Source organism: Granulicatella balaenopterae (assembly GCF_900111135.1).
Classification (GTDB): domain Bacteria; phylum Bacillota; class Bacilli; order Lactobacillales; family Aerococcaceae; genus Granulicatella; species Granulicatella balaenopterae.
Genome location: NZ_FOGF01000008.1, coordinates 1 through 17,742, shown reverse-complemented (window position 1 = coordinate 17,742; position 17,742 = coordinate 1). Strand labels below are relative to the sequence as shown.

Below are 17,742 nucleotides of genomic sequence, written 5' to 3'. Positions count from 1 at the left end.
GAGGACTTAATATGTCAGAACAAATTACGTCTGCAAAAGCATTTGCAAAAACAGTTCGTATTGCACCTCGTAAAGCTCGTCTAGTAGTCGATCTTATTAGAGGTAAAAACATCGGCGATGCAATTTCTATCTTAAAATTCACACCACGCGCGGCTTCTCCAATCGTGGAAAAAGTTTTAATGTCAGCTATTGCTAACGCAGAACACAATTACGATTTAGATGTAGAAAACTTATATGTAAGCGAAGCTTATGTCAACGAAGGACCAACAATGAAACGTTTCCGTCCTCGTGCAAAAGGTTCAGCTTCACAAATTTTAAAACGTACAAGCCACATCACTGTAGTGGTATCAGAGAAGAAGGAGGGATAATCAGTGGGTCAAAAAATTCATCCAATTGGAATGCGTGTTGGGATCATTCGTGACTGGGATTCTAAATGGTACGCAGATAAAGATTTCGCAAATTTCTTACATGAAGATTTAAGAATCCGTGATTATATCCGTAAACAATTAAGCGATGCTAGCGTTTCAACAATTGAAATTGAACGTGCTGCTAATCGTGTTAATGTTTCTATCCACACTGCTAAACCAGGAATGGTTATCGGTAAAGGCGGATCAGAAGTAGATAAATTACGCTTAAGCTTAAATAAATTAACAGGTAAAAAAGTACACATTAATATTGTAGAAATTAAAAAACCTGATTTAGATGCTAAATTAGTTGCAGAAGGTATTGCAAGAGACTTAGAACGTCGTGTTGCTTTCCGTCGTGCACAAAAACAAGCTATCCAACGCACAATGCGTGCAGGAGCTAAAGGTATTAAAACAATGGTATCAGGTCGTTTAAACGGTGCAGATATTGCTCGTTCTGAAAGCTATTCAGAAGGAACAGTTCCATTGCATACATTACGTGCCGATATCGACTATGCTTGGGAAGAAGCAGATACTACTTACGGAAAACTAGGTGTTAAAACTTGGATTTACCGTGATGAAGTATTACCAACAAGAAAGAATAAATCAGTGAAAGGAGGGAAATAATCATGTTAGTACCAAAACGTGTAAAACACCGTCGTGAATTCCGTGGAAAAATGCGCGGAGAAGCTAAAGGTGGAAAAGAAATCGCATTCGGCGAATATGGTTTACAAGCAGTGACATCTCACTGGATTACTAACCGTCAAATCGAAGCAGCTCGTATCGCAATGACTCGTTACATGAAACGTGGTGGGAAAGTATGGATCAAAATTTTCCCTCACAAATCATATACTGCTAAAGCTATCGGGGTTCGTATGGGTTCTGGTAAAGGGGCACCTGAAGGTTGGGTAGCACCAGTTAAACGTGGTAAAATCATGTTTGAAATTGCAGGCGTATCTGAAGAAGTAGCTCGTGAAGCACTTCGTTTGGCATCACACAAATTGCCAGTTAAAACTAAATTTGTGAAACGTGAAGAAATTGGTGGTGAATCGAATGAAGGTTAATGAACTTAAAAATGAACTTAAAGGGTTATCCACTGCTGAAATGGTTGAAAAAGAACAAGAATTTAAAACAGAATTATTCAACTTACGATTCCAACTTGCTACAGGGCAATTACAAAATACTGCTCGCATTCGCGAAGTACGTAAACAAATTGCACGTATCAAGACTGCATTGCGTCAAGAAGAATTGCAAAAATAATCACTCAGCAAAGGAGGCAATGATAAATTATGGCTGAAGAACGTAACCAACGTAAAGTTTATCAAGGTCGCGTAGTATCAGATAAGATGGACAAGACTATTGTAGTTGCAATCGAAACTTACAAACGTCACTCAACTTACGGTAAACGCGTAAAATATACAAAGAAATTTAAAGCACATGATGAAAATAACTCAGCTAAATTGGGAGATATTGTTAAAATTATGGAAACTCGTCCATTATCAGCAACAAAACGTTTCCGTTTAGTTGAAATTGTAGAAGAAGCAGTAATTATTTAATATTAAATAAATATATGTTCCATACGCTTGAAAGGAGGAACCAACAATGATTCAAGCTGAATCTCGTCTAAAGGTAGCTGACAACTCAGGTGCCCGTGAAGTATTAACGATTAAAGTTTTAGGTGGATCTGGCCGTAAAACAGCCAACATCGGAGATGTAATTGTCGCAACTGTTAAACAAGCAACACCAGGTGGAGTTGTTAAAAAAGGTGAAGTAGTTAAAGCAGTTATCGTTCGTACAAAATCAGGAGCTCGTCGTAAAGACGGTTCATACATTAAATTTGACGAAAACGCATGTGTTATCATTCGTGATGACAAGAGTCCTCGTGGAACACGTATCTTTGGACCTGTTGCACGTGAATTACGTGACAACAACTACATGAAGATCGTTTCATTAGCTCCAGAAGTACTATAAAACTTTTCAAAACGAAGGAGGTGTACAACACATGCACGTTAAAACTGGTGATAAAGTAAAAGTAATCTCAGGTAAAAACAAAGGTAAAGAAGGCGTAATTTTAAAAAGCTTTCCAAAACAAAACCGCGTTCTTGTTGAAGGCGTAAACATCGTTAAAAAACATCAAAAACCATCTCAAGCGAACCAAACAGGTGGAATCGTAGAAATGGAAGCACCAATTCATGTTTCAAACGTTATGTTCATTGACCCTTCTACAGGACAACCTACACGTGTAGGCTACAAAGTAGTAGATGGCAAAAAAGTTCGTGTGTCAAAACGCACAGGTGAACAATTAGATAAGTAATTTTTAGGAAGGAGGACCATCCTGCATGAACCGCTTAAAAGAAAAATATAACAACGAAGTGGTAGCTTCATTAATGGAAAAGTTTGGCTATAAATCTATTATGGAAGTACCAAAAGTTGAAAAAATCGTTATCAACATGGGTGTTGGTGATGCAACAACAAATGCTAAAAACTTAGAAAAAGCTGTTGAAGAATTAACATTAATTGCTGGTCAAAAACCAGTTATTACAACTGCTAAAAAATCAATCGCTGGTTTCCGTTTACGTGAAGGTATGCCTATCGGTACTAAAGTTACTTTACGTGGCGAACAAATGTATGATTTCTTAGATAAATTAGTGACAGTGTCACTTCCACGTGTACGTGATTTCCGTGGTATTTCTAAAAAATCATTCGACGGTCGTGGAAACTACACTCTAGGAGTTAAAGAACAATTAATTTTCCCAGAGATCGACTATGATAAAGTAGATAAAGTACGTGGTATGGATATCGTTATCGTAACTACTGCAAACTCTGATGAAGAGTCTAAAGAATTATTAACACAACTTGGAATGCCTTTCCAAAAATAAAAATATAGGAGGCGAAATAGTTTGGCTAAAAAATCAATGATCGCAAAAAACAAACGTCCAGCGAAATTCTCAACTCAAGAGTATACACGTTGTGAAGTTTGTGGTCGTCCGCATTCAGTATATCGTAAATTCAAACTTTGCCGTATTTGTTTACGCGAGCTTGCCTATAAAGGGCAAATCCCAGGAATGAAGAAAGCAAGTTGGTAAACACTAAACTTGATTAAAGGAGGTACAACTTAATGGTTATGACAGATCCAATCGCAGATTTCTTAACTCGTATTCGTAACGCTAACATGGTACGTCACGAGTCTTTAGAAGTCCCAGCATCAAACATGAAATTGGCAATTGCTGAAATCTTAAAAAATGAAGGTTTTATTAAAGACTATTCAGTAAAAGAAGATGACAAGCAAAATGTAATCAAAGTATTCTTGAAATATGGCAAGAATAATGAACGTGTAATCACAGGATTGAAACGTATTTCAAAACCAGGTTTACGTGTTTATGCAAAAACTGGCGAAGTGCCAAAAGTTTTAAATGGCTTAGGTATCGCAATCATTTCAACATCAGAAGGTGTTGTAACAGATAAAGAAGCAAGAGCTAAAAACGTAGGTGGAGAAGTATTAGCATACGTTTGGTAATATTAGAAAACAAGGAGGTGCACCGTAGTGAGCCGTATCGGAAATAAACCAGTTGTTATTCCAGCAGGAGTAACAATCGACTTAAAAGACAATACTGTAACAGTAAAAGGTCCTAAAGGTGAATTATCATACACATTCAACCCAGCTATCACATTAACTCAAAACGAAGGTGAAGTTGTGTTTGCTCGTCCAGATGATTCTAAAGAAAACAAAACAATCCACGGAACAACACGTGCTATTTTCAACAACATGGTTGTTGGAGTTACTGAAGGATTCCAAAAAGAATTGGATCTTATCGGGGTAGGTTACCGTGCTCAATTACAAGGAAACAAACTTGTATTGAACGTTGGATACTCACATCCAGTTGAATTCACACCAGAAGAAGGCTTGGTTGTAGAAGTACCATCAAACACAAAAATTATTGTAAAAGGTTATGACAAACAAAAAGTTGGCGAATTAGCAGCTAACATTCGTGGCGTTCGTCCTCCAGAACCTTATAAAGGTAAAGGAATTCGTTATGTTGATGAATTTGTACGTCGTAAAGAAGGTAAAACAGGTAAATAATAATATCTATTATTTGCCTTTTATCTCGCTCTTAGTAGCATAAAAATAGATAGAAGAGGTGAAAATTGTGATTACAAAACCAGACAAAAATAAAGTGCGTCAAAGCCGTCACGCACGAGTACGTCGCAAAATTTCTGGTACTGCTGAGTGCCCACGCTTGAACGTTTTTCGTTCTAACAAAAACATCTACGCTCAATTAATTGATGACGTAGCGGGTGTGACGCTAGCAAGTGCCTCTACATTAGATACAAACGTAGAAAACGGAACAAAAACTGAAGAAGCTACAGCTGTTGGTAAATTAATCGCTGAACGCGGAACAGAAAAAAATATTAAAAAGGTAGTCTTTGACCGTGGTGGATACTTATACCATGGACGTGTAAAAGCTTTAGCTGAAGCTGCTCGCGAAAATGGACTAGAATTTTAGGAAAAGGAGGATCCACAACACATGGTTAACATTGATGCAAGAAACTTAGAGTTAGAAGATCGCGTTGTTGCGATTAACCGCGTAACTAAAGTTGTTAAAGGTGGACGTCGTTTACGTTTCGCTGCTTTAGTAGTGGTTGGTGACCGTAATGGACACGTTGGTTTTGGTACTGGTAAAGCTCAAGAAGTTCCAGAAGCAATCCGTAAAGCAATTGAAGATGCGAAGAAAAACTTGGTTGAAGTTCCAACAAGTGGTTCTACAATTCCTCACGAAGTAATCGGACGCTACTGTGGCGGTAACGTATTATTGAAACCAGCTCAAGCCGGTTCTGGAGTTGCTGCAGGTGGTCCTGTACGTGCGGTAGTTGAATTAGCAGGTATCCACGACGTTACTTCAAAATCTTTAGGTTCTAACACACCAGTAAACATGGTTCGTGCTACAATCGAAGGATTAAAACAATTAAAACGTGTTGAAGATGTTGCTGCATTACGTGGCAAATCTGTAGAAGAATTATTAGGATAGGAGGACTTTAAAATGGCAGAATTAAAGATTACTTTAAAACGTAGCTTAATCGCACGTCCTCAAAATCAAGTTGATACTGTTAAAGCTTTAGGCTTAACAAAAATCAGATCTACTGTGGTAAAACCTGCAAACGATGCTATCAAAGGCATGGTTCGTACAGTTAGCCATTTAGTAGATGTAGAGGAAGTTTAATAGATAAACTTAACTTATAAGGAGGTGCCCGAAACATGAAACTTCATGAATTACAACCATCAGTAGGTTCACGTAAAGAACGTAACCGTGTTGGTAGAGGACAAGGTTCAGGAAATGGTAAAACATCTGGTCGTGGACATAAAGGTCAAAAAGCTCGTTCAGGTGGAGGAGTAAGATTAGGATTTGAAGGTGGACAAACACCATTATTCCGTCGTATTCCAAAACGCGGTTTCCAAAATATTAACCGTAAAGAATATGCAGTTGTTAATCTAGAAACATTAAACCGTTTTGAAGATGGACAAGAAATCACTGCTGCTGTATTAGTAGAATCTGGTATTGTTAAAAACGAATTAGACGGTATCAAAATTTTAGCAAATGGTAAATTAGAACGTAAACTTACTGTTAAAGCAAATAAATTCTCACAAGCAGCAAAAGAAGCTATTGAAGCTGCAGGTGGATCAATCGAGGTGATCTAATGTTCACACGAATGAAAAATGCATTTCAAGAAAAAGACGTACGAGATCGTTTATTATTTACAATGATGATTTTGGTCGTTTTTAGAATTGGTACTCATATTACAGTACCTGGTGTAAATGCAGCTGCCATTCAAGCATTTTCAAATGAAGGCTTATTCAACATTTTAAACACATTTAGTGGTGGGGCTTTATCAAGCTATTCAATCTTTTCAATGGGTGTTTCACCATATATTACAGCGTCAATCGTTGTTCAATTGTTACAGATGGATATTTTACCTACTTTTGTTGAATGGTCTAAGCAAGGTGAAGTTGGACGTAGAAAATTAAATCAAGCAACAAGATACTTAACTATTGTTATTGGATTTATCCAAGCATTAGGGGTATCGCTTGGCTTTAATGCTTTGTCTAATTTTGGATTAATTACAAACCCTAGTATGCAAACATATATTATGATTGCTTTAGTACTAACAACAGGTACCATGTTCTTAACTTGGTTAGGAGACATGATTACTGTTAAAGGTATTAGTAATGGGGTATCAATTTTAATCTTTGCTGGTATTATTGCAAGAATGCCATCTGATATTTTCACATTCTATAATCAAAATATCGCTGGTAAATCAGGTGGAGACTTGTATCGTGCTTTAGGATTTACTGCTGCTTTAATCGTTGCAGTAATCTTGGTAATTGCGTTAGTTGTATTTGTTGAACAAGCACAACGTCGTTTACCAATCCAACATTCTAAACGTGCGACAGGTTCTAATGAAACTTCACGTTTACCACTTAAAATTAACTCAGCAGGAGTTATTCCCGTTATTTTTGCAAGTTCATTTATGACATTACCAAGTACAGTTCTTGGTTTTGTGTCTGCAACTCATAGTGAAGATCACTGGTTCAAAGTTACTAGTATGATTTTTGACTTGACTCAACCTATTGGGGCATGTCTATTCACACTATTAATCATTATCTTTACTTATTTCTATGCATTCGTACAAGTGAATCCAGAAAAAGTTGCTGAAAACTTACAAAAACAAGGTGCTTATATCTTAAGTGTTCGTCCGGGTAACGATACTGAACAATATATTTCATCATTATTACTTCGTTTAAGTACTGTAGGAGCATTCTATCTTGGTTTAATTGCGATTTTACCAATGATTGCATCTGCTTTATGGTCACTTCCTCGTGGTATTATGTTAGGTGGTACTAGCTTACTTATCGTAGTTGGTGTTGCAATTGAAGTAAATCGTCAAATCGAAGGTCGTACGGTTAAACGTAGATATCAAGGATTTATCGAGGAATAGTTCGAAGTAGCGGCAAAATCGTGGTTTTTATAACTATTGGTTTTGTCACTCCTTCATATTTTATGATAGGGGGACAAGTATGAACGTCATTTTAATGGGGTTACCTGGTGCAGGTAAAGGTACTCAAGCTGAAAGAATCGTAAAAGAATATAACATTCCGCATATTTCAACGGGCGACATGTTCCGTGCGGCAATGAAAGAAGAAACTGAATTAGGATTAAAAGCTAAATCATTTATGGATAAAGGCGAATTAGTTCCTGATGAAGTTACAAACGGGATTGTTAAAGAACGTTTGGCACAAGAAGACACTAAAAATGGTTTCTTATTAGATGGTTTTCCTCGTACACAAGTCCAAGCAGAAGCATTAGATGGAATTATGAAAGATTTAGATCGCAAAATTGATGCGGTTATTAATATCGAAGTAGATCCGTCTATTTTAATGCAAAGACTTACTGGACGTATCATCTGTCGTGGTTGTGGGGCTACTTATCATAAAGTAAATAACCCACCAAAAGTAGAAGACACATGTGACCGTTGTGGTTCATCAGATTTCTATCAACGCGAAGACGATAAACCAGAAACAGTTGAAAATCGTATCCAAATTAATCTTGAACAATCAAAACCAATTTTAAGCTATTATGCTGATAAAGGCGTATTAGTTAATGTAGATGGCGGAAAAGATATTGATTCTATTTTTGAAGACATTAAAAAAATTATGCGCTAATAAGTGATAAACTTATTTGCATTTTAGTATAAAAATGGTATAATAAAACAGTTAGATAACATTAGTTTTTGTCAACCAAAGACACAGGACAACTATCGAATTGTTCAGTAAGGAGGATGATGAAGCATGGCAAAAGAAGACGTAATTGAAATTGAAGGTATTGTTAATGAAACGCTACCAAATGCTATGTTCAAGGTAGAACTTGAAAATGGTCACGAAGTATTAGCACACGTTTCTGGAAAGATCCGTATGCATTACATCAAAATTTTACCAGGAGATAAAGTTACCGTTGAGTTATCACCGTATGACTTAACTCGTGGAAGAATTACGTATCGCTTCAAATAATGTACTCCGTCAATGATAGAAGGAGGTAAAACAATGAAAGTTAGAGCTTCAGTAAAACCAATTTGCGAAAAATGTAAAGTCATTAAACGCAATGGTAAAGTTATGGTGATTTGCGAAAATCCCAAACATAAACAACGTCAAGGATAATAAATTATAAGGAGGTACTCACAGTATGGCTCGTATTGCAGGTGTGGATATTCCACGTGAAAAACGTATTGTTATTTCATTAACATACATCTACGGAATCGGTATGACAACTTCTAAAGCAATTTTAGCAGCAGCTAATGTTTCAGAAGATACTCGTGTTCGTGAATTATCAAACGACGAATTAGATCGTATTCGTGCAGAAGTTGATAAACTAAAAATCGAAGGAGACCTACGTCGTGAAAAGAACTTAAACATTAAACGTTTAATGGAAATCGGTTCTTATCGTGGTATGCGTCACCGTCACGGATTACCAGTTCGTGGACAAAACACAAAAAATAATGCTCGTACTCGTAAAGGCCCATCAAAAGCCGTTGCAGGTAAGAAAAAATAAAAATTAATTAAAGAAGGAGGTTAACACTTCATGGCAAAGAAAGTTGTACGCAAACGCCGCGTGAAAAAAAATATTGAAACAGGTGTAGCTCACATCCGTTCAACATTTAATAATACAATTGTTATGATTACAGACGTTCATGGTAATGCAATTTCATGGTCTTCTGCTGGTTCATTAGGATTCAGAGGTTCTAAAAAATCTACTCCATTCGCAGCTCAAATGGCTGCTGAACAAGCTGCAAAAGGATCAATGGAACATGGTATGAAATCTGTTGAAGTATCTGTAAAAGGACCTGGTTCAGGACGTGAAGCAGCAATCCGTTCATTACAAGCTACAGGTTTAGAAGTTACTGCAATTCGTGACGTAACACCAATTCCTCATAATGGATGTCGTCCTCCAAAACGTCGTCGTGTGTAATTGTTTGTTACTTACGAACTGTATATTACAATCACATGATGTACATACGTTTTGAAAGGGGTAATAATAATGATCGAAATTGAAAAACCAAAAATTGAAACGATTGAGATCAGCGAAGATGCCAAATTTGGTAAATTCGTTGTTGAACCACTTGAACGCGGTTATGGCACTACATTAGGGAACTCATTACGTCGCATTTTATTATCATCATTACCAGGTACTGCAATTACAGATATTCAAGTAGACGGTGTTTTACATGAATATTCAACAGTTGATGGTGTGGTAGAAGATGTAGCTGCAATTATTTTAAACTTAAAGAAAGTGGCATTAAAATCTTTTAGCGAAGATGATAAAACTTTAGAATTAGATGTTACAGGACCAGCTGTTGTTACTGCCGGTGATATCCGTTGTGATAGTGACATGGAAGTTCTAAATCCAGACTTATATATTTGTACTGTCGGTGAAGGTCACCGTTTCCACGTTCGCATGAACGCGAAAAATGGTCGCGGGTATGTTCGTTCAGAATATAATAAAACTGACAATATGCCAATTGGTGTTATTCCAATTGACTCAATTTATACTCCGGTAAGTAAAGTAAACTATCAAGTTGAAAATACTCGTATCGGACAAAAAAATATTTATGATAAGTTGACATTAGATGTGTGGACTGACGGATCTATTTCTCCTGAAGAAGCGATCAGTTTAGCTGCTAAAATCTTAACAGCTCACTTAAATATTTTTGTAAACTTAACAGATGAAGCTCGTAAAGCTGAGATTATGGTAGAAAAAGAAGAAAGTCATAAAGAGAAAATGCTTGAAATGACTATCGAAGAACTTGATTTATCAGTTAGATCTTATAACTGCTTAAAACGTGCTGGAATTAACACTGTTCAAGAATTAACAAATAAATCTGAAGCGGAAATGATCAAAGTTCGTAACTTAGGACGTAAATCACTTGAAGAAGTGAAACACAAACTAGTTGAATTGAACTTAGACTTAAGACGCGAAGACTAACACAAAACTCTTAAGAAGGAGGAATATACTAAAATGGCTTACCGTAAATTAGGACGTACAAGCGCGCAACGTAAAGCAATGATGCGTGACTTAACAACTGACTTAATTATTAACGAACGTATCGTTACAACAGAAGCTCGTGCTAAAGAAATCCGTTCTACTACAGAAAAAATGATTACTTTAGGTAAACGTGGAGACTTACATGCTCGTCGTCAAGCAGCTAAATATGTTCGTAATGAAGTTGCAGATGTTCGCGAAGAAGGCGAAAACATCGTTGTTGAATCAGCTTTACAAAAATTATTCAACGACTTAGCATCACGTTATAGTGAACGTCAAGGAGGATACACTCGTATTCTTAAAACAGAACCTCGCCGTGGAGACGCTGCTCCAATGGTAATTATTGAATTAGTTTAATAAAACCAAGCGAACACTTTTCGATGTATGAAAAGAGCGTTATGATGTTAGTAGTTATCTTCTATTCCGTCACATTTTTGACGGAATAGGAGGTTCTTTTATAGAAAGGATTATTGATAACTATTTAGTCTAGCTCGAGTTGGCTCATGATTATTTTCGTGAGCCAGCACATTCATCTAAAAAGTGTATTTTTTTTACCTATAATTATTCATATTTTTTAGAGGAGTTGATTAAAGAGTGGAAAAAGCTATAATAGAATTACAAAATATTAATTATACTTATCATAATAGTGAAAAGAAGGCACTATCTGATATATCGTTTAAAATTTTTCCAGGTGAATGGGTCGCAATTATTGGTCATAATGGCTCTGGAAAATCAACTGTTGCAAAAATTATGAATGGTTTATTAGAAGCAAATTCGGGGACTGTTTTTATTAATGGTGTTAAAATGACATATGAGAATGTATATGATTGTCGAAAAAATGTTGGTATGGTCTTTCAGAACCCGGATAATCAATTTGTTGGGAATACGGTTGAGGATGATATTGCTTTTGGTTTAGAAAATAATGGGATTCCTCGTGAAGAAATGCTTATTCGGATTGAAGATGCTTTAAAACGGGTGAAGATGACAGGCTTTGAAACTCGTGAGCCAGCTCGTTTATCTGGTGGACAAAAACAAAGAGTGGCGATTGCGGGAATTATTGCTTTATCACCGAAAGTCATTATCTTGGATGAGTCGACATCGATGCTTGATCCAGAAGGGCGCTTAGAAGTGATTCAAACTATTGAGGAATTGCATCAAACGAAGAATATGACGGTGATTTCTATTACTCATGATATTAATGAAGCAAGTAGGGCCGATAAAATTATCATGATGAACCAAGGTCAAGTAGATCAGATTGGGACGCCAGATGAAATTTTTAAAATAGGTTTAGAATTAGTAGAAAAAGGTTTAGATGTACCATTTTCTGAAAAGTTAAAATATGAATTGGCTCAAAAAGGGATTAATGTTCCGACAGAGTATATGGATGAGGAAAGGTTGGTAGACTGGATATGGAAATATCTTTTAAACACGTAAATTTTGACTATCAAGCAGGAACGCCTTTTGAACAAAGGGCTTTATTTGATGTTGATTTTACAATTCCTAATCATTCTTATACGGCTATTATTGGTCATACCGGTTCAGGTAAATCGACTATCTTACAACATTTAAATGCGCTATTAAAGCCTACTGAAGGGGAAGTCTGGATTGGGAGTGAAAAGATTGATGATACTACTGCTAATAAATCTTTAAAGCCAATTCGAAAAAAAGTAGGGATTGTATTCCAATTTCCTGAATCACAATTATTTGAAGAGACAGTGATAAAAGATATTGCTTTTGGGCCACAAAATTTTGGTGTAAGTGAAAAGGATGCTTTGGAGATTGCTCGTCAAACAGCGGCTATGGTTGGTTTGGATGAGAATGTGTTAGAGAAGTCGCCTTTTGATTTATCAGGGGGACAGATGCGTCGTGTGGCAATTGCTGGCGTATTAGCAATGCAGCCTGAAGTCTTGGTGTTAGATGAACCTACTGCAGGCTTAGATCCACAAGGTCGAATTGACATGATGGAGATGTTTTATCGTTTGTATCGTGAAAAAGGTATGTCGATTATTTTAGTGACGCATAATATGGATGATGTCTGTGATTATGCAGAGCATGTTATTGTGGTCGAAAAAGGTCGAATTGCTAAAACTGGTTCGCCAAAAGAATTATTTAAGGATATGAATTGGATGTTGGATAAACAATTAGGACGTTCAACAGCGAATCAATTTTTTAGTAAATTGGTCGAAAAAGGTTTAAAAACAGATGCAAATCCTTTAACAACTGAAGAGCTAACAAGTTTTATTATTGCAAAATATCAGGAGGCTAATCGATGTTAAATCAAGTATTACTAGGACGTTATATTCAAGGTGATTCATTTATCCATCGATTGGATTCGCGTACTAAGTTATTAGCAACATTTTTCTTTATTTTTATTATTTTTTTAGCAAATAATTGGGTGACATATGCTTTATTGTTTGCTTTTGTGTTTTTGGCAATCTATTTATCCCAAATTCCAGTTAATTTTTTTGTAAAAGGCATTAAACCTTTATTGTGGATTATTATTTTTACAGTAGGCTTGCAGATGTTTTTTACAACTGGCGGGACTACTTATTTCCAATGGCATTTTATTCAGATTACTTCTTTTGGAATTGTGAACGCATGCTATATTTTTATGCGTTTTGTATTGATTATTGTGATGTCGACATTATTAACATTAACGACACCGCCATTATCTTTAGCGGATTCGATTGAAGCAATTTTAAAGCCTTTAGAAAAAATAAAGTTCCCCGTTCACGAATTAGCATTAATGTTGTCGATTGCATTTCGTTTTGTACCGACTTTAATGGATGAAGCTCAAAAAATTATGAATGCTCAGCGTGCTCGTGGGGTGGAATTTGGTGAAGGTTCCTTAGTGCAACAAATTAAAGCCGTTATTCCGATTTTGGTGCCATTATTTGTGAGTGCTTTTAATCGTGCCCTTGATTTATCTTTGGCGATGGAAGCTAGAGGATATCAAGGTGGCGAAGGAAGAACGAAATTTCGTGTATTAAAGTATGGTAAGCATGATGTATATGTTTTTGTGGCGATGAGTTGTTTAACAATGGCATTAGTTTATTTAAGAGGATAATGAGTAGGACGAGTCAGAGTATGGCTTGTCTTATTTTTATTTTCAGTGTAGTATTACAAGAAGATAGATAGAAATGAGGAACAATGAATGAATAGATATAAAGCAATTATCGCTTATGATGGTACGAATTATGTTGGGTATCAAGTACAAACAAATGGTAATAGTATTCAAGCGGAATTGAATAAGGCATTAAAAAAGATGACTAAGGGGATGTATATTCCAGTTTGTGCATCAGGTAGAACGGATTCAGGCGTACATGCGAATGGACAAGTTATCCATTTTGATTATCCGGCCGATATCTCTACTGAAGGTGCGAAACGTGCATTAAATAGTTTATTACCAGATGATATTTTGGTAAAAGAAGTAGAAAAAGTGGATGAGGATTTTCATGCTAGATATACTGTAAAAGGGAAACGCTATATCTATCGTGTTAGTAATACACAAGCTATTGATCCGTTTAAACGCTTATATACTTTGCATCATCCGTACCGACTTGATTTAGATAAAATGCAAACGGCTTTAAATGCTATTATTGGAACTCATGATTTTACAAGTTTTTGCTCAACGAAAACAGATAAGGAAGATAAAGTTAGAACGGTCACAAAGGCATTAGTTTACCGCGATGAAACAAGTCATGAGGTCTGTTTTATATTTGAAGGTAATGGATTTTTATATAATATGATTCGTATTTTAGTAGGGACCACACTACAAATTGGGAATGGATTGCGCCCAGTTAATGAATTAGAACGTTTAATTGTTGTAAAAAACAGAAATGAGGCCGGACCAACTGCACCGCCACAAGGTTTATTTTTAGATGAAGTATTCTATCAAGAATTAGATAAAAGTAAGTTAGTACAGTAAAAAAAACTGTATTAGTTTAGAATGATTATAATTGTAAACGATTCCCCTATATGATATACTGTCACTGAATAAAGGTATTATTCAAAAATGATTTGGAGATAGAAAGGGAGTAATCTAATGAGCAAAATCGTAGTAGTTGGTGCAAATCACGCAGGAACAGCATGTATTAACACAATGTTAGCAAATTATGGTAAAGAGAATGAAGTAGTAGTATTTGATCAAAATTCAAATATTTCATTCCTAGGATGTGGCATGGCATTATGGATTGGTCAACAAATTTCTGGTCCAGAAGGCTTATTTTATTCAGACAAAGATCAATTGGAAGCAGCTGGAGCGAAAGTTCACATGAATACACCAGTTCAATATATTGATTTTGAAAACAAAGAAGTTCATGTTTTATTAGAAGGTAAGGAACACATCGAATCTTACGACAAATTAATTTTGGCCACAGGTTCTATTCCAATTATTCCACCAATTAAAGGGATTGAATTAGTAAAAGATAATCTTGAATTTAAAGCTACTCTAGAAAATGTGCAATTTGTTAAATTATATCAAAATGCGCAAGAAGTTATCGATAAATTAGAAAGACCAGACTTAAAACGTGTTGCGGTTGTTGGTGCAGGGTATATTGGGGTTGAATTAGCAGAAGCATTTAAACGTTTAAATAAAGAAGTCATTTTAATTGATGTAGCAGATACTTGCTTAGTTAATTACTATGATCATGACTTTACTGAAATTATGGCACAAAACTTAAAAGATAATGGTATTCATTGTGCATTTGGTCAAACAGTAAAAGCTGTTGAAGGAACAACAAAAGTAGAACGCATTGTAACCGACAAAGAAACATTTGATGTAGATATGGTTGTAATGGCAGTTGGTTTCCGTCCAAATAATACATTAGGAAAAGAAAAATTAGAATTATTTACAAATGGAGCATACTTAGTTAACAAAAAACAACAAACAAGTTATGATGGTGTTTATGCAGTGGGTGACTGTGCAACAGTTTATGATAATGCCATTGAAGCGTCAAACTATATTGCTTTAGCTACTAATGCAGTTCGTTCAGGAATAGTTGCAGCTCATAATGCATGCGGTACTGAATTAGAATCGATTGGGGTACAAGGCTCAAATGGTATTTGTATTTTTGACTTGAAGATGGTATCAACAGGTTTGACATTAGAAAAAGCAAAACGCGCTGGTTACAATGCAGTTGAAACAAGCTTCAGTGATTTACAAAAACCTGCTTTCATGGAACATGATAACTATGAAGTTAAGATTAAAATTGTTTACGATGCAGATACTCGTGTTGTATTAGGTTGTCAAATGGTATCTAAAGAAGATGTATCAATGGGAATTCATATGTTCTCATTAGCAATTCAAGAAAAAGTTACAATTGATCGTTTAGCATTATTAGATATTTTCTTCTTACCACACTTTAACCAACCATATAACTATATTACAATGGCTGCATTATCAGCTAAATAAAGAGTTGGAATTCCTCAAGGCACTTACTAAATGTAGTAGGTGTCTTTTTTTTGTTCATGATAAATAATAGTTGAAATATTAAAAATATAATGTTATACTTTTAAAACGTAAGAGTTACGATTTAAAACAGAAAGGAAAAGGTTAATAGGGTATGGCAAAAAAATCAAAAATTGCAAAATACAATCGTCAATTAGAAATGGTTGAAAAGTATCGTGATATTAGAATTCAATTGAAAAAGGAGAAGAATTATGAAGCATTAGCAAAATTGCCGAAAGATTCTAATCCTAATCGTTTGAAACATCGTGATCGCTTGGATGGGAGACCAAGAGGATATATGCGTAAATTTGGTATGTCGAGAATTAATTTTAGACAATTAGCTCATAAAGGGGAAATCCCTGGTGTGAAAAAAGCTAGTTGGTAAAATAATTTAGAATAAAGAGGTGTATTTATGGGGAAATCAGAATTATCATCTGCTTATCGTGAGATGAAAAGTAAAAATATTAAAACAAAGCGTCGTGCATTAAAAGTAATTCACGAAAATAAACGTAATAAGAAGAAAACCTAGGAGTTAAGAAGAAAGGGAGAGTATAATGAAAAAGATAATAGCTTTAGTTTCAGCGGCTTTATTATTGGTTGGTTGTTCTGCTAATAATCAAAGTCAACAAACAGAGAATCATAATGGTAAGTTGAAAGTAATGACAACTTTTTATCCAGTGTATGATTTTACAAAAAATATTATGGGTGAAGAAGGAGAGGTATCATTGTTAATTGGTGCTGGTACTGAGCCACATGGATATGAGCCTTCTGCCAAAGATATTGCCCATATGTATGAGTCTGATGCTTTTGTGTATTTAGATGAAAATATGGAACATTGGGTAGAAGATTTAAAACCTTCATTAGAAGAGGATGGTGTAGTGGTCATTAAAGGAACAGAAGGAATTACCTTAATGCCTGGTTCTGATGAAGATGAAGAAGGAGACCATCATGACCATGAGGGTGAAGAACATCATGAAGAAGGAGACCACCATGACCATGAGGGTGAAGAACATCATGAAGAAGGAGACCACCACGATGGTCACCATCATGAATTTGACCCACATGTATGGTTATCACCTGAGCTATCAATTGAAGTAGTAAATAATATTACAAATCAATTAGCAGCAGCTTATCCAGAAAAAGCTGAAACCTTTAAAGCGAATGCTAAAGCTTATATTGAAAAATTAACTTCCTTAGATAATGAGTACAAAGAAGCTCTAAAAGATGTAAAGACTCGAACTTTTGTAACGCAACATGCTGCTTTTGGTTATTTAGCTAGAGAATTTAATCTAAAACAAATAGCCATTACTGGATTATCTGCAGAAGTGGAACCATCACCCCAACGATTAGCAGAATTATCTGATTTTGTAAAAGAAAATCAAGTAAAATATATTTATTTTGAAGAAAATGCTTCAGAAAAAATTGCTAAAACATTAGCAGATGAAACAGGTGTTGAATTACTAGTTTTAAATCCATTAGAAAGTTTGACCCAAGAACAAATAGATAGTGGTGAAGATTATATTTCAGTAATGAAAGCTAATCTGCAAGCTTTATTAAAAACAACAAATCAATAAATTACTTGAGTGCTAGATGATTGTTATCTAGCGCTTTTTTTTGTGTGCCAAGCATGGCACTAATCTAGCTGGTGAAAGTCCAGTCACGGGTATTTACCGCCAAGTGTAGCGAACCACAAGTTGGTATCAGAAATGGTATAGATGAAGGAAGTGGTGTAGCAAAGTTCTTGAGCCTACGAACAGAAACTTGATAAGACGATTAGGTGGATAAGGTTGCCGAACAAACC

The 17,742-nt window shown here is 35.6% G+C and carries 31 protein-coding genes; all 31 read left to right on the top strand.

Annotated features, from left to right (window positions below):
- Positions 1–11 precede the first annotated feature (11 nt).
- The 31 genes from rplV to BMX09_RS02820 all read left to right on the top strand — a co-directional run bounded on the left by rplV (position 12) and on the right by BMX09_RS02820 (position 17,515).
- Positions 12–368, top strand: coding sequence for a 50S ribosomal protein L22 (rplV, locus tag BMX09_RS02970; RefSeq protein WP_089746219.1), 357 nt, complete (start codon positions 12–14; stop codon positions 366–368).
- 3 nt (positions 369–371) lie between these two features.
- Entirely contained in the window at positions 372–1,031 is a 660-nt protein-coding gene (gene rpsC / locus BMX09_RS02965; protein ID WP_089746218.1) for a 30S ribosomal protein S3, read from the top strand.
- Positions 1,032–1,033: 2 nt separating this feature from the next.
- A complete protein-coding gene (gene rplP, locus BMX09_RS02960; RefSeq protein ID WP_089746217.1) occupies positions 1,034–1,468 on the top strand; it encodes a 50S ribosomal protein L16 in 435 nt (144 codons plus the stop codon).
- Positions 1,458–1,664 (top strand): 50S ribosomal protein L29, encoded by a 207-nt coding sequence (gene rpmC, locus BMX09_RS02955; RefSeq protein WP_089746216.1) that lies wholly within the window; start codon positions 1,458–1,460, stop codon positions 1,662–1,664. The genes rplP and rpmC overlap by 11 nt, the downstream gene beginning before the upstream one ends.
- A gap of 29 nt (positions 1,665–1,693) precedes the next feature.
- Positions 1,694–1,960, top strand: coding sequence for a 30S ribosomal protein S17 (gene rpsQ, locus BMX09_RS02950; protein WP_089746215.1), 267 nt, complete (start codon positions 1,694–1,696; stop codon positions 1,958–1,960).
- 46 nt (positions 1,961–2,006) lie between these two features.
- Entirely contained in the window at positions 2,007–2,375 is a 369-nt protein-coding gene (gene rplN, locus BMX09_RS02945; protein ID WP_089746214.1) for a 50S ribosomal protein L14, read from the top strand.
- Positions 2,376–2,406: 31 nt separating this feature from the next.
- Positions 2,407–2,718 carry a 50S ribosomal protein L24 gene (gene rplX, locus BMX09_RS02940; protein WP_089746213.1) on the top strand — a complete coding sequence of 104 codons (312 nt, stop codon included), beginning with the start codon at positions 2,407–2,409 and terminating at the stop codon, positions 2,716–2,718.
- Between the two features lie 25 nt (positions 2,719–2,743).
- A complete protein-coding gene (gene rplE / locus BMX09_RS02935) occupies positions 2,744–3,283 on the top strand; it encodes a 50S ribosomal protein L5 (protein WP_089746212.1) in 540 nt (179 codons plus the stop codon).
- A 21-nt stretch (positions 3,284–3,304) separates the two neighbouring features.
- Positions 3,305–3,490 (top strand): type Z 30S ribosomal protein S14, encoded by a 186-nt coding sequence (locus BMX09_RS02930; RefSeq protein WP_089746211.1) that lies wholly within the window; start codon positions 3,305–3,307, stop codon positions 3,488–3,490.
- Positions 3,491–3,522: 32 nt separating this feature from the next.
- A complete protein-coding gene (gene rpsH / locus BMX09_RS02925; protein ID WP_089746210.1) occupies positions 3,523–3,921 on the top strand; it encodes a 30S ribosomal protein S8 in 399 nt (132 codons plus the stop codon).
- A 27-nt stretch (positions 3,922–3,948) separates the two neighbouring features.
- Positions 3,949–4,485, top strand: coding sequence for a 50S ribosomal protein L6 (gene rplF, locus BMX09_RS02920; RefSeq protein ID WP_089746209.1), 537 nt, complete (start codon positions 3,949–3,951; stop codon positions 4,483–4,485).
- A 67-nt stretch (positions 4,486–4,552) separates the two neighbouring features.
- Positions 4,553–4,909, top strand: a complete 357-nt coding sequence (rplR, locus tag BMX09_RS02915) for a 50S ribosomal protein L18 (RefSeq protein ID WP_089746208.1) — start codon at positions 4,553–4,555, stop codon at positions 4,907–4,909.
- A gap of 21 nt (positions 4,910–4,930) precedes the next feature.
- On the top strand, positions 4,931–5,431 hold the full coding sequence (gene rpsE, locus BMX09_RS02910; protein WP_089746207.1) for a 30S ribosomal protein S5: 501 nt from the start codon (positions 4,931–4,933) through the stop codon (positions 5,429–5,431).
- A gap of 12 nt (positions 5,432–5,443) precedes the next feature.
- Positions 5,444–5,623 (top strand): 50S ribosomal protein L30, encoded by a 180-nt coding sequence (gene rpmD, locus BMX09_RS02905; RefSeq protein WP_089746206.1) that lies wholly within the window; start codon positions 5,444–5,446, stop codon positions 5,621–5,623.
- Between the two features lie 35 nt (positions 5,624–5,658).
- Positions 5,659–6,099, top strand: coding sequence for a 50S ribosomal protein L15 (gene rplO, locus BMX09_RS02900; protein ID WP_089746205.1), 441 nt, complete (start codon positions 5,659–5,661; stop codon positions 6,097–6,099).
- A complete protein-coding gene (secY, locus tag BMX09_RS02895; RefSeq protein ID WP_089746204.1) occupies positions 6,099–7,397 on the top strand; it encodes a preprotein translocase subunit SecY in 1,299 nt (432 codons plus the stop codon). The genes rplO and secY overlap by 1 nt, the downstream gene beginning before the upstream one ends.
- Before the next feature lie 79 nt (positions 7,398–7,476).
- Complete coding sequence (locus BMX09_RS02890) at positions 7,477–8,121, top strand: adenylate kinase (RefSeq protein WP_089746203.1); 645 nt, start codon at positions 7,477–7,479, stop codon at positions 8,119–8,121.
- A gap of 126 nt (positions 8,122–8,247) precedes the next feature.
- Positions 8,248–8,466 carry a translation initiation factor IF-1 gene (infA, locus tag BMX09_RS02885; RefSeq protein ID WP_005607446.1) on the top strand — a complete coding sequence of 73 codons (219 nt, stop codon included), beginning with the start codon at positions 8,248–8,250 and terminating at the stop codon, positions 8,464–8,466.
- Positions 8,467–8,499: 33 nt separating this feature from the next.
- Complete coding sequence (gene rpmJ, locus BMX09_RS02880) at positions 8,500–8,613, top strand: 50S ribosomal protein L36 (protein ID WP_022155406.1); 114 nt, start codon at positions 8,500–8,502, stop codon at positions 8,611–8,613.
- 25 nt (positions 8,614–8,638) lie between these two features.
- Positions 8,639–9,004 (top strand): 30S ribosomal protein S13, encoded by a 366-nt coding sequence (gene rpsM, locus BMX09_RS02875; RefSeq protein ID WP_089746202.1) that lies wholly within the window; start codon positions 8,639–8,641, stop codon positions 9,002–9,004.
- A gap of 30 nt (positions 9,005–9,034) precedes the next feature.
- A complete protein-coding gene (gene rpsK / locus BMX09_RS02870; protein ID WP_089746201.1) occupies positions 9,035–9,421 on the top strand; it encodes a 30S ribosomal protein S11 in 387 nt (128 codons plus the stop codon).
- Between the two features lie 69 nt (positions 9,422–9,490).
- On the top strand, positions 9,491–10,435 hold the full coding sequence (locus BMX09_RS02865; protein ID WP_089746200.1) for a DNA-directed RNA polymerase subunit alpha: 945 nt from the start codon (positions 9,491–9,493) through the stop codon (positions 10,433–10,435).
- 33 nt (positions 10,436–10,468) lie between these two features.
- Positions 10,469–10,849 carry a 50S ribosomal protein L17 gene (gene rplQ, locus BMX09_RS02860; protein ID WP_089746199.1) on the top strand — a complete coding sequence of 127 codons (381 nt, stop codon included), beginning with the start codon at positions 10,469–10,471 and terminating at the stop codon, positions 10,847–10,849.
- 237 nt (positions 10,850–11,086) lie between these two features.
- Entirely contained in the window at positions 11,087–11,926 is an 840-nt protein-coding gene (locus tag BMX09_RS02855) for an energy-coupling factor ABC transporter ATP-binding protein (protein ID WP_089746198.1), read from the top strand.
- Positions 11,902–12,768 (top strand): energy-coupling factor ABC transporter ATP-binding protein, encoded by an 867-nt coding sequence (locus BMX09_RS02850; RefSeq protein WP_089746197.1) that lies wholly within the window; start codon positions 11,902–11,904, stop codon positions 12,766–12,768. Before BMX09_RS02855 ends, BMX09_RS02850 begins: the two co-directional genes overlap by 25 nt.
- Positions 12,762–13,559 (top strand): energy-coupling factor transporter transmembrane component T family protein, encoded by a 798-nt coding sequence (locus tag BMX09_RS02845; protein WP_089746196.1) that lies wholly within the window; start codon positions 12,762–12,764, stop codon positions 13,557–13,559. Before BMX09_RS02850 ends, BMX09_RS02845 begins: the two co-directional genes overlap by 7 nt.
- An 87-nt stretch (positions 13,560–13,646) precedes the next feature.
- On the top strand, positions 13,647–14,420 hold the full coding sequence (truA, locus tag BMX09_RS02840) for a tRNA pseudouridine(38-40) synthase TruA (RefSeq protein ID WP_089746195.1): 774 nt from the start codon (positions 13,647–13,649) through the stop codon (positions 14,418–14,420).
- A gap of 117 nt (positions 14,421–14,537) precedes the next feature.
- Complete coding sequence (gene nox, locus BMX09_RS02835) at positions 14,538–15,905, top strand: H2O-forming NADH oxidase (protein WP_089746194.1); 1,368 nt, start codon at positions 14,538–14,540, stop codon at positions 15,903–15,905.
- 151 nt (positions 15,906–16,056) lie between these two features.
- The gene (gene rpsN, locus BMX09_RS02830) at positions 16,057–16,326 is read left to right on the top strand and encodes a 30S ribosomal protein S14 (protein WP_089746193.1); all 270 of its coding nucleotides are present in this window, start codon (positions 16,057–16,059) and stop codon (positions 16,324–16,326) included.
- Positions 16,327–16,353: 27 nt separating this feature from the next.
- Positions 16,354–16,470, top strand: coding sequence for a putative metal homeostasis protein (locus tag BMX09_RS10045; protein WP_089746192.1), 117 nt, complete (start codon positions 16,354–16,356; stop codon positions 16,468–16,470).
- A gap of 25 nt (positions 16,471–16,495) precedes the next feature.
- The gene (locus BMX09_RS02820; protein WP_089746191.1) at positions 16,496–17,515 is read left to right on the top strand and encodes a metal ABC transporter solute-binding protein, Zn/Mn family; all 1,020 of its coding nucleotides are present in this window, start codon (positions 16,496–16,498) and stop codon (positions 17,513–17,515) included.
- Positions 17,516–17,742 lie beyond the last annotated feature (227 nt).

Excerpts from the sequence above, each read along its gene's own strand:
- rplV (WP_089746219.1), top strand. The coding sequence starts at position 12 with ATGTCAGAACAAATTACGTCTGCAAAAGCATTTGCAAAAACAGTTCGT.
- rplP (WP_089746217.1), top strand. The coding sequence starts at position 1,034 with ATGTTAGTACCAAAACGTGTAAAACACCGTCGTGAATTCCGTGGAAAA.
- rpmC (WP_089746216.1), top strand. The coding sequence starts at position 1,458 with ATGAAGGTTAATGAACTTAAAAATGAACTTAAAGGGTTATCCACTGCT.
- rpsQ (WP_089746215.1), top strand. The coding sequence starts at position 1,694 with ATGGCTGAAGAACGTAACCAACGTAAAGTTTATCAAGGTCGCGTAGTA.
- rplN (WP_089746214.1), top strand. The coding sequence starts at position 2,007 with ATGATTCAAGCTGAATCTCGTCTAAAGGTAGCTGACAACTCAGGTGCC.
- rplX (WP_089746213.1), top strand. The coding sequence starts at position 2,407 with ATGCACGTTAAAACTGGTGATAAAGTAAAAGTAATCTCAGGTAAAAAC.
- rplE (WP_089746212.1), top strand. The coding sequence starts at position 2,744 with ATGAACCGCTTAAAAGAAAAATATAACAACGAAGTGGTAGCTTCATTA.
- rpsH (WP_089746210.1), top strand. The coding sequence starts at position 3,523 with ATGGTTATGACAGATCCAATCGCAGATTTCTTAACTCGTATTCGTAAC.
- rpsE (WP_089746207.1), top strand. The coding sequence starts at position 4,931 with ATGGTTAACATTGATGCAAGAAACTTAGAGTTAGAAGATCGCGTTGTT.
- rpmD (WP_089746206.1), top strand. The coding sequence starts at position 5,444 with ATGGCAGAATTAAAGATTACTTTAAAACGTAGCTTAATCGCACGTCCT.
- rplO (WP_089746205.1), top strand. The coding sequence starts at position 5,659 with ATGAAACTTCATGAATTACAACCATCAGTAGGTTCACGTAAAGAACGT.
- secY (WP_089746204.1), top strand. The coding sequence starts at position 6,099 with ATGTTCACACGAATGAAAAATGCATTTCAAGAAAAAGACGTACGAGAT.
- BMX09_RS02890 (WP_089746203.1), top strand. The coding sequence starts at position 7,477 with ATGAACGTCATTTTAATGGGGTTACCTGGTGCAGGTAAAGGTACTCAA.
- infA (WP_005607446.1), top strand. The coding sequence starts at position 8,248 with ATGGCAAAAGAAGACGTAATTGAAATTGAAGGTATTGTTAATGAAACG.
- rpmJ (WP_022155406.1), top strand. The coding sequence starts at position 8,500 with ATGAAAGTTAGAGCTTCAGTAAAACCAATTTGCGAAAAATGTAAAGTC.
- rpsM (WP_089746202.1), top strand. The coding sequence starts at position 8,639 with ATGGCTCGTATTGCAGGTGTGGATATTCCACGTGAAAAACGTATTGTT.
- rpsK (WP_089746201.1), top strand. The coding sequence starts at position 9,035 with ATGGCAAAGAAAGTTGTACGCAAACGCCGCGTGAAAAAAAATATTGAA.
- BMX09_RS02865 (WP_089746200.1), top strand. The coding sequence starts at position 9,491 with ATGATCGAAATTGAAAAACCAAAAATTGAAACGATTGAGATCAGCGAA.
- rplQ (WP_089746199.1), top strand. The coding sequence starts at position 10,469 with ATGGCTTACCGTAAATTAGGACGTACAAGCGCGCAACGTAAAGCAATG.
- BMX09_RS02850 (WP_089746197.1), top strand. The coding sequence starts at position 11,902 with ATGGAAATATCTTTTAAACACGTAAATTTTGACTATCAAGCAGGAACG.
- BMX09_RS02845 (WP_089746196.1), top strand. The coding sequence starts at position 12,762 with ATGTTAAATCAAGTATTACTAGGACGTTATATTCAAGGTGATTCATTT.
- truA (WP_089746195.1), top strand. The coding sequence starts at position 13,647 with ATGAATAGATATAAAGCAATTATCGCTTATGATGGTACGAATTATGTT.
- nox (WP_089746194.1), top strand. The coding sequence starts at position 14,538 with ATGAGCAAAATCGTAGTAGTTGGTGCAAATCACGCAGGAACAGCATGT.
- rpsN (WP_089746193.1), top strand. The coding sequence starts at position 16,057 with ATGGCAAAAAAATCAAAAATTGCAAAATACAATCGTCAATTAGAAATG.
- BMX09_RS10045 (WP_089746192.1), top strand. The coding sequence starts at position 16,354 with ATGGGGAAATCAGAATTATCATCTGCTTATCGTGAGATGAAAAGTAAA.
- BMX09_RS02820 (WP_089746191.1), top strand. The coding sequence starts at position 16,496 with ATGAAAAAGATAATAGCTTTAGTTTCAGCGGCTTTATTATTGGTTGGT.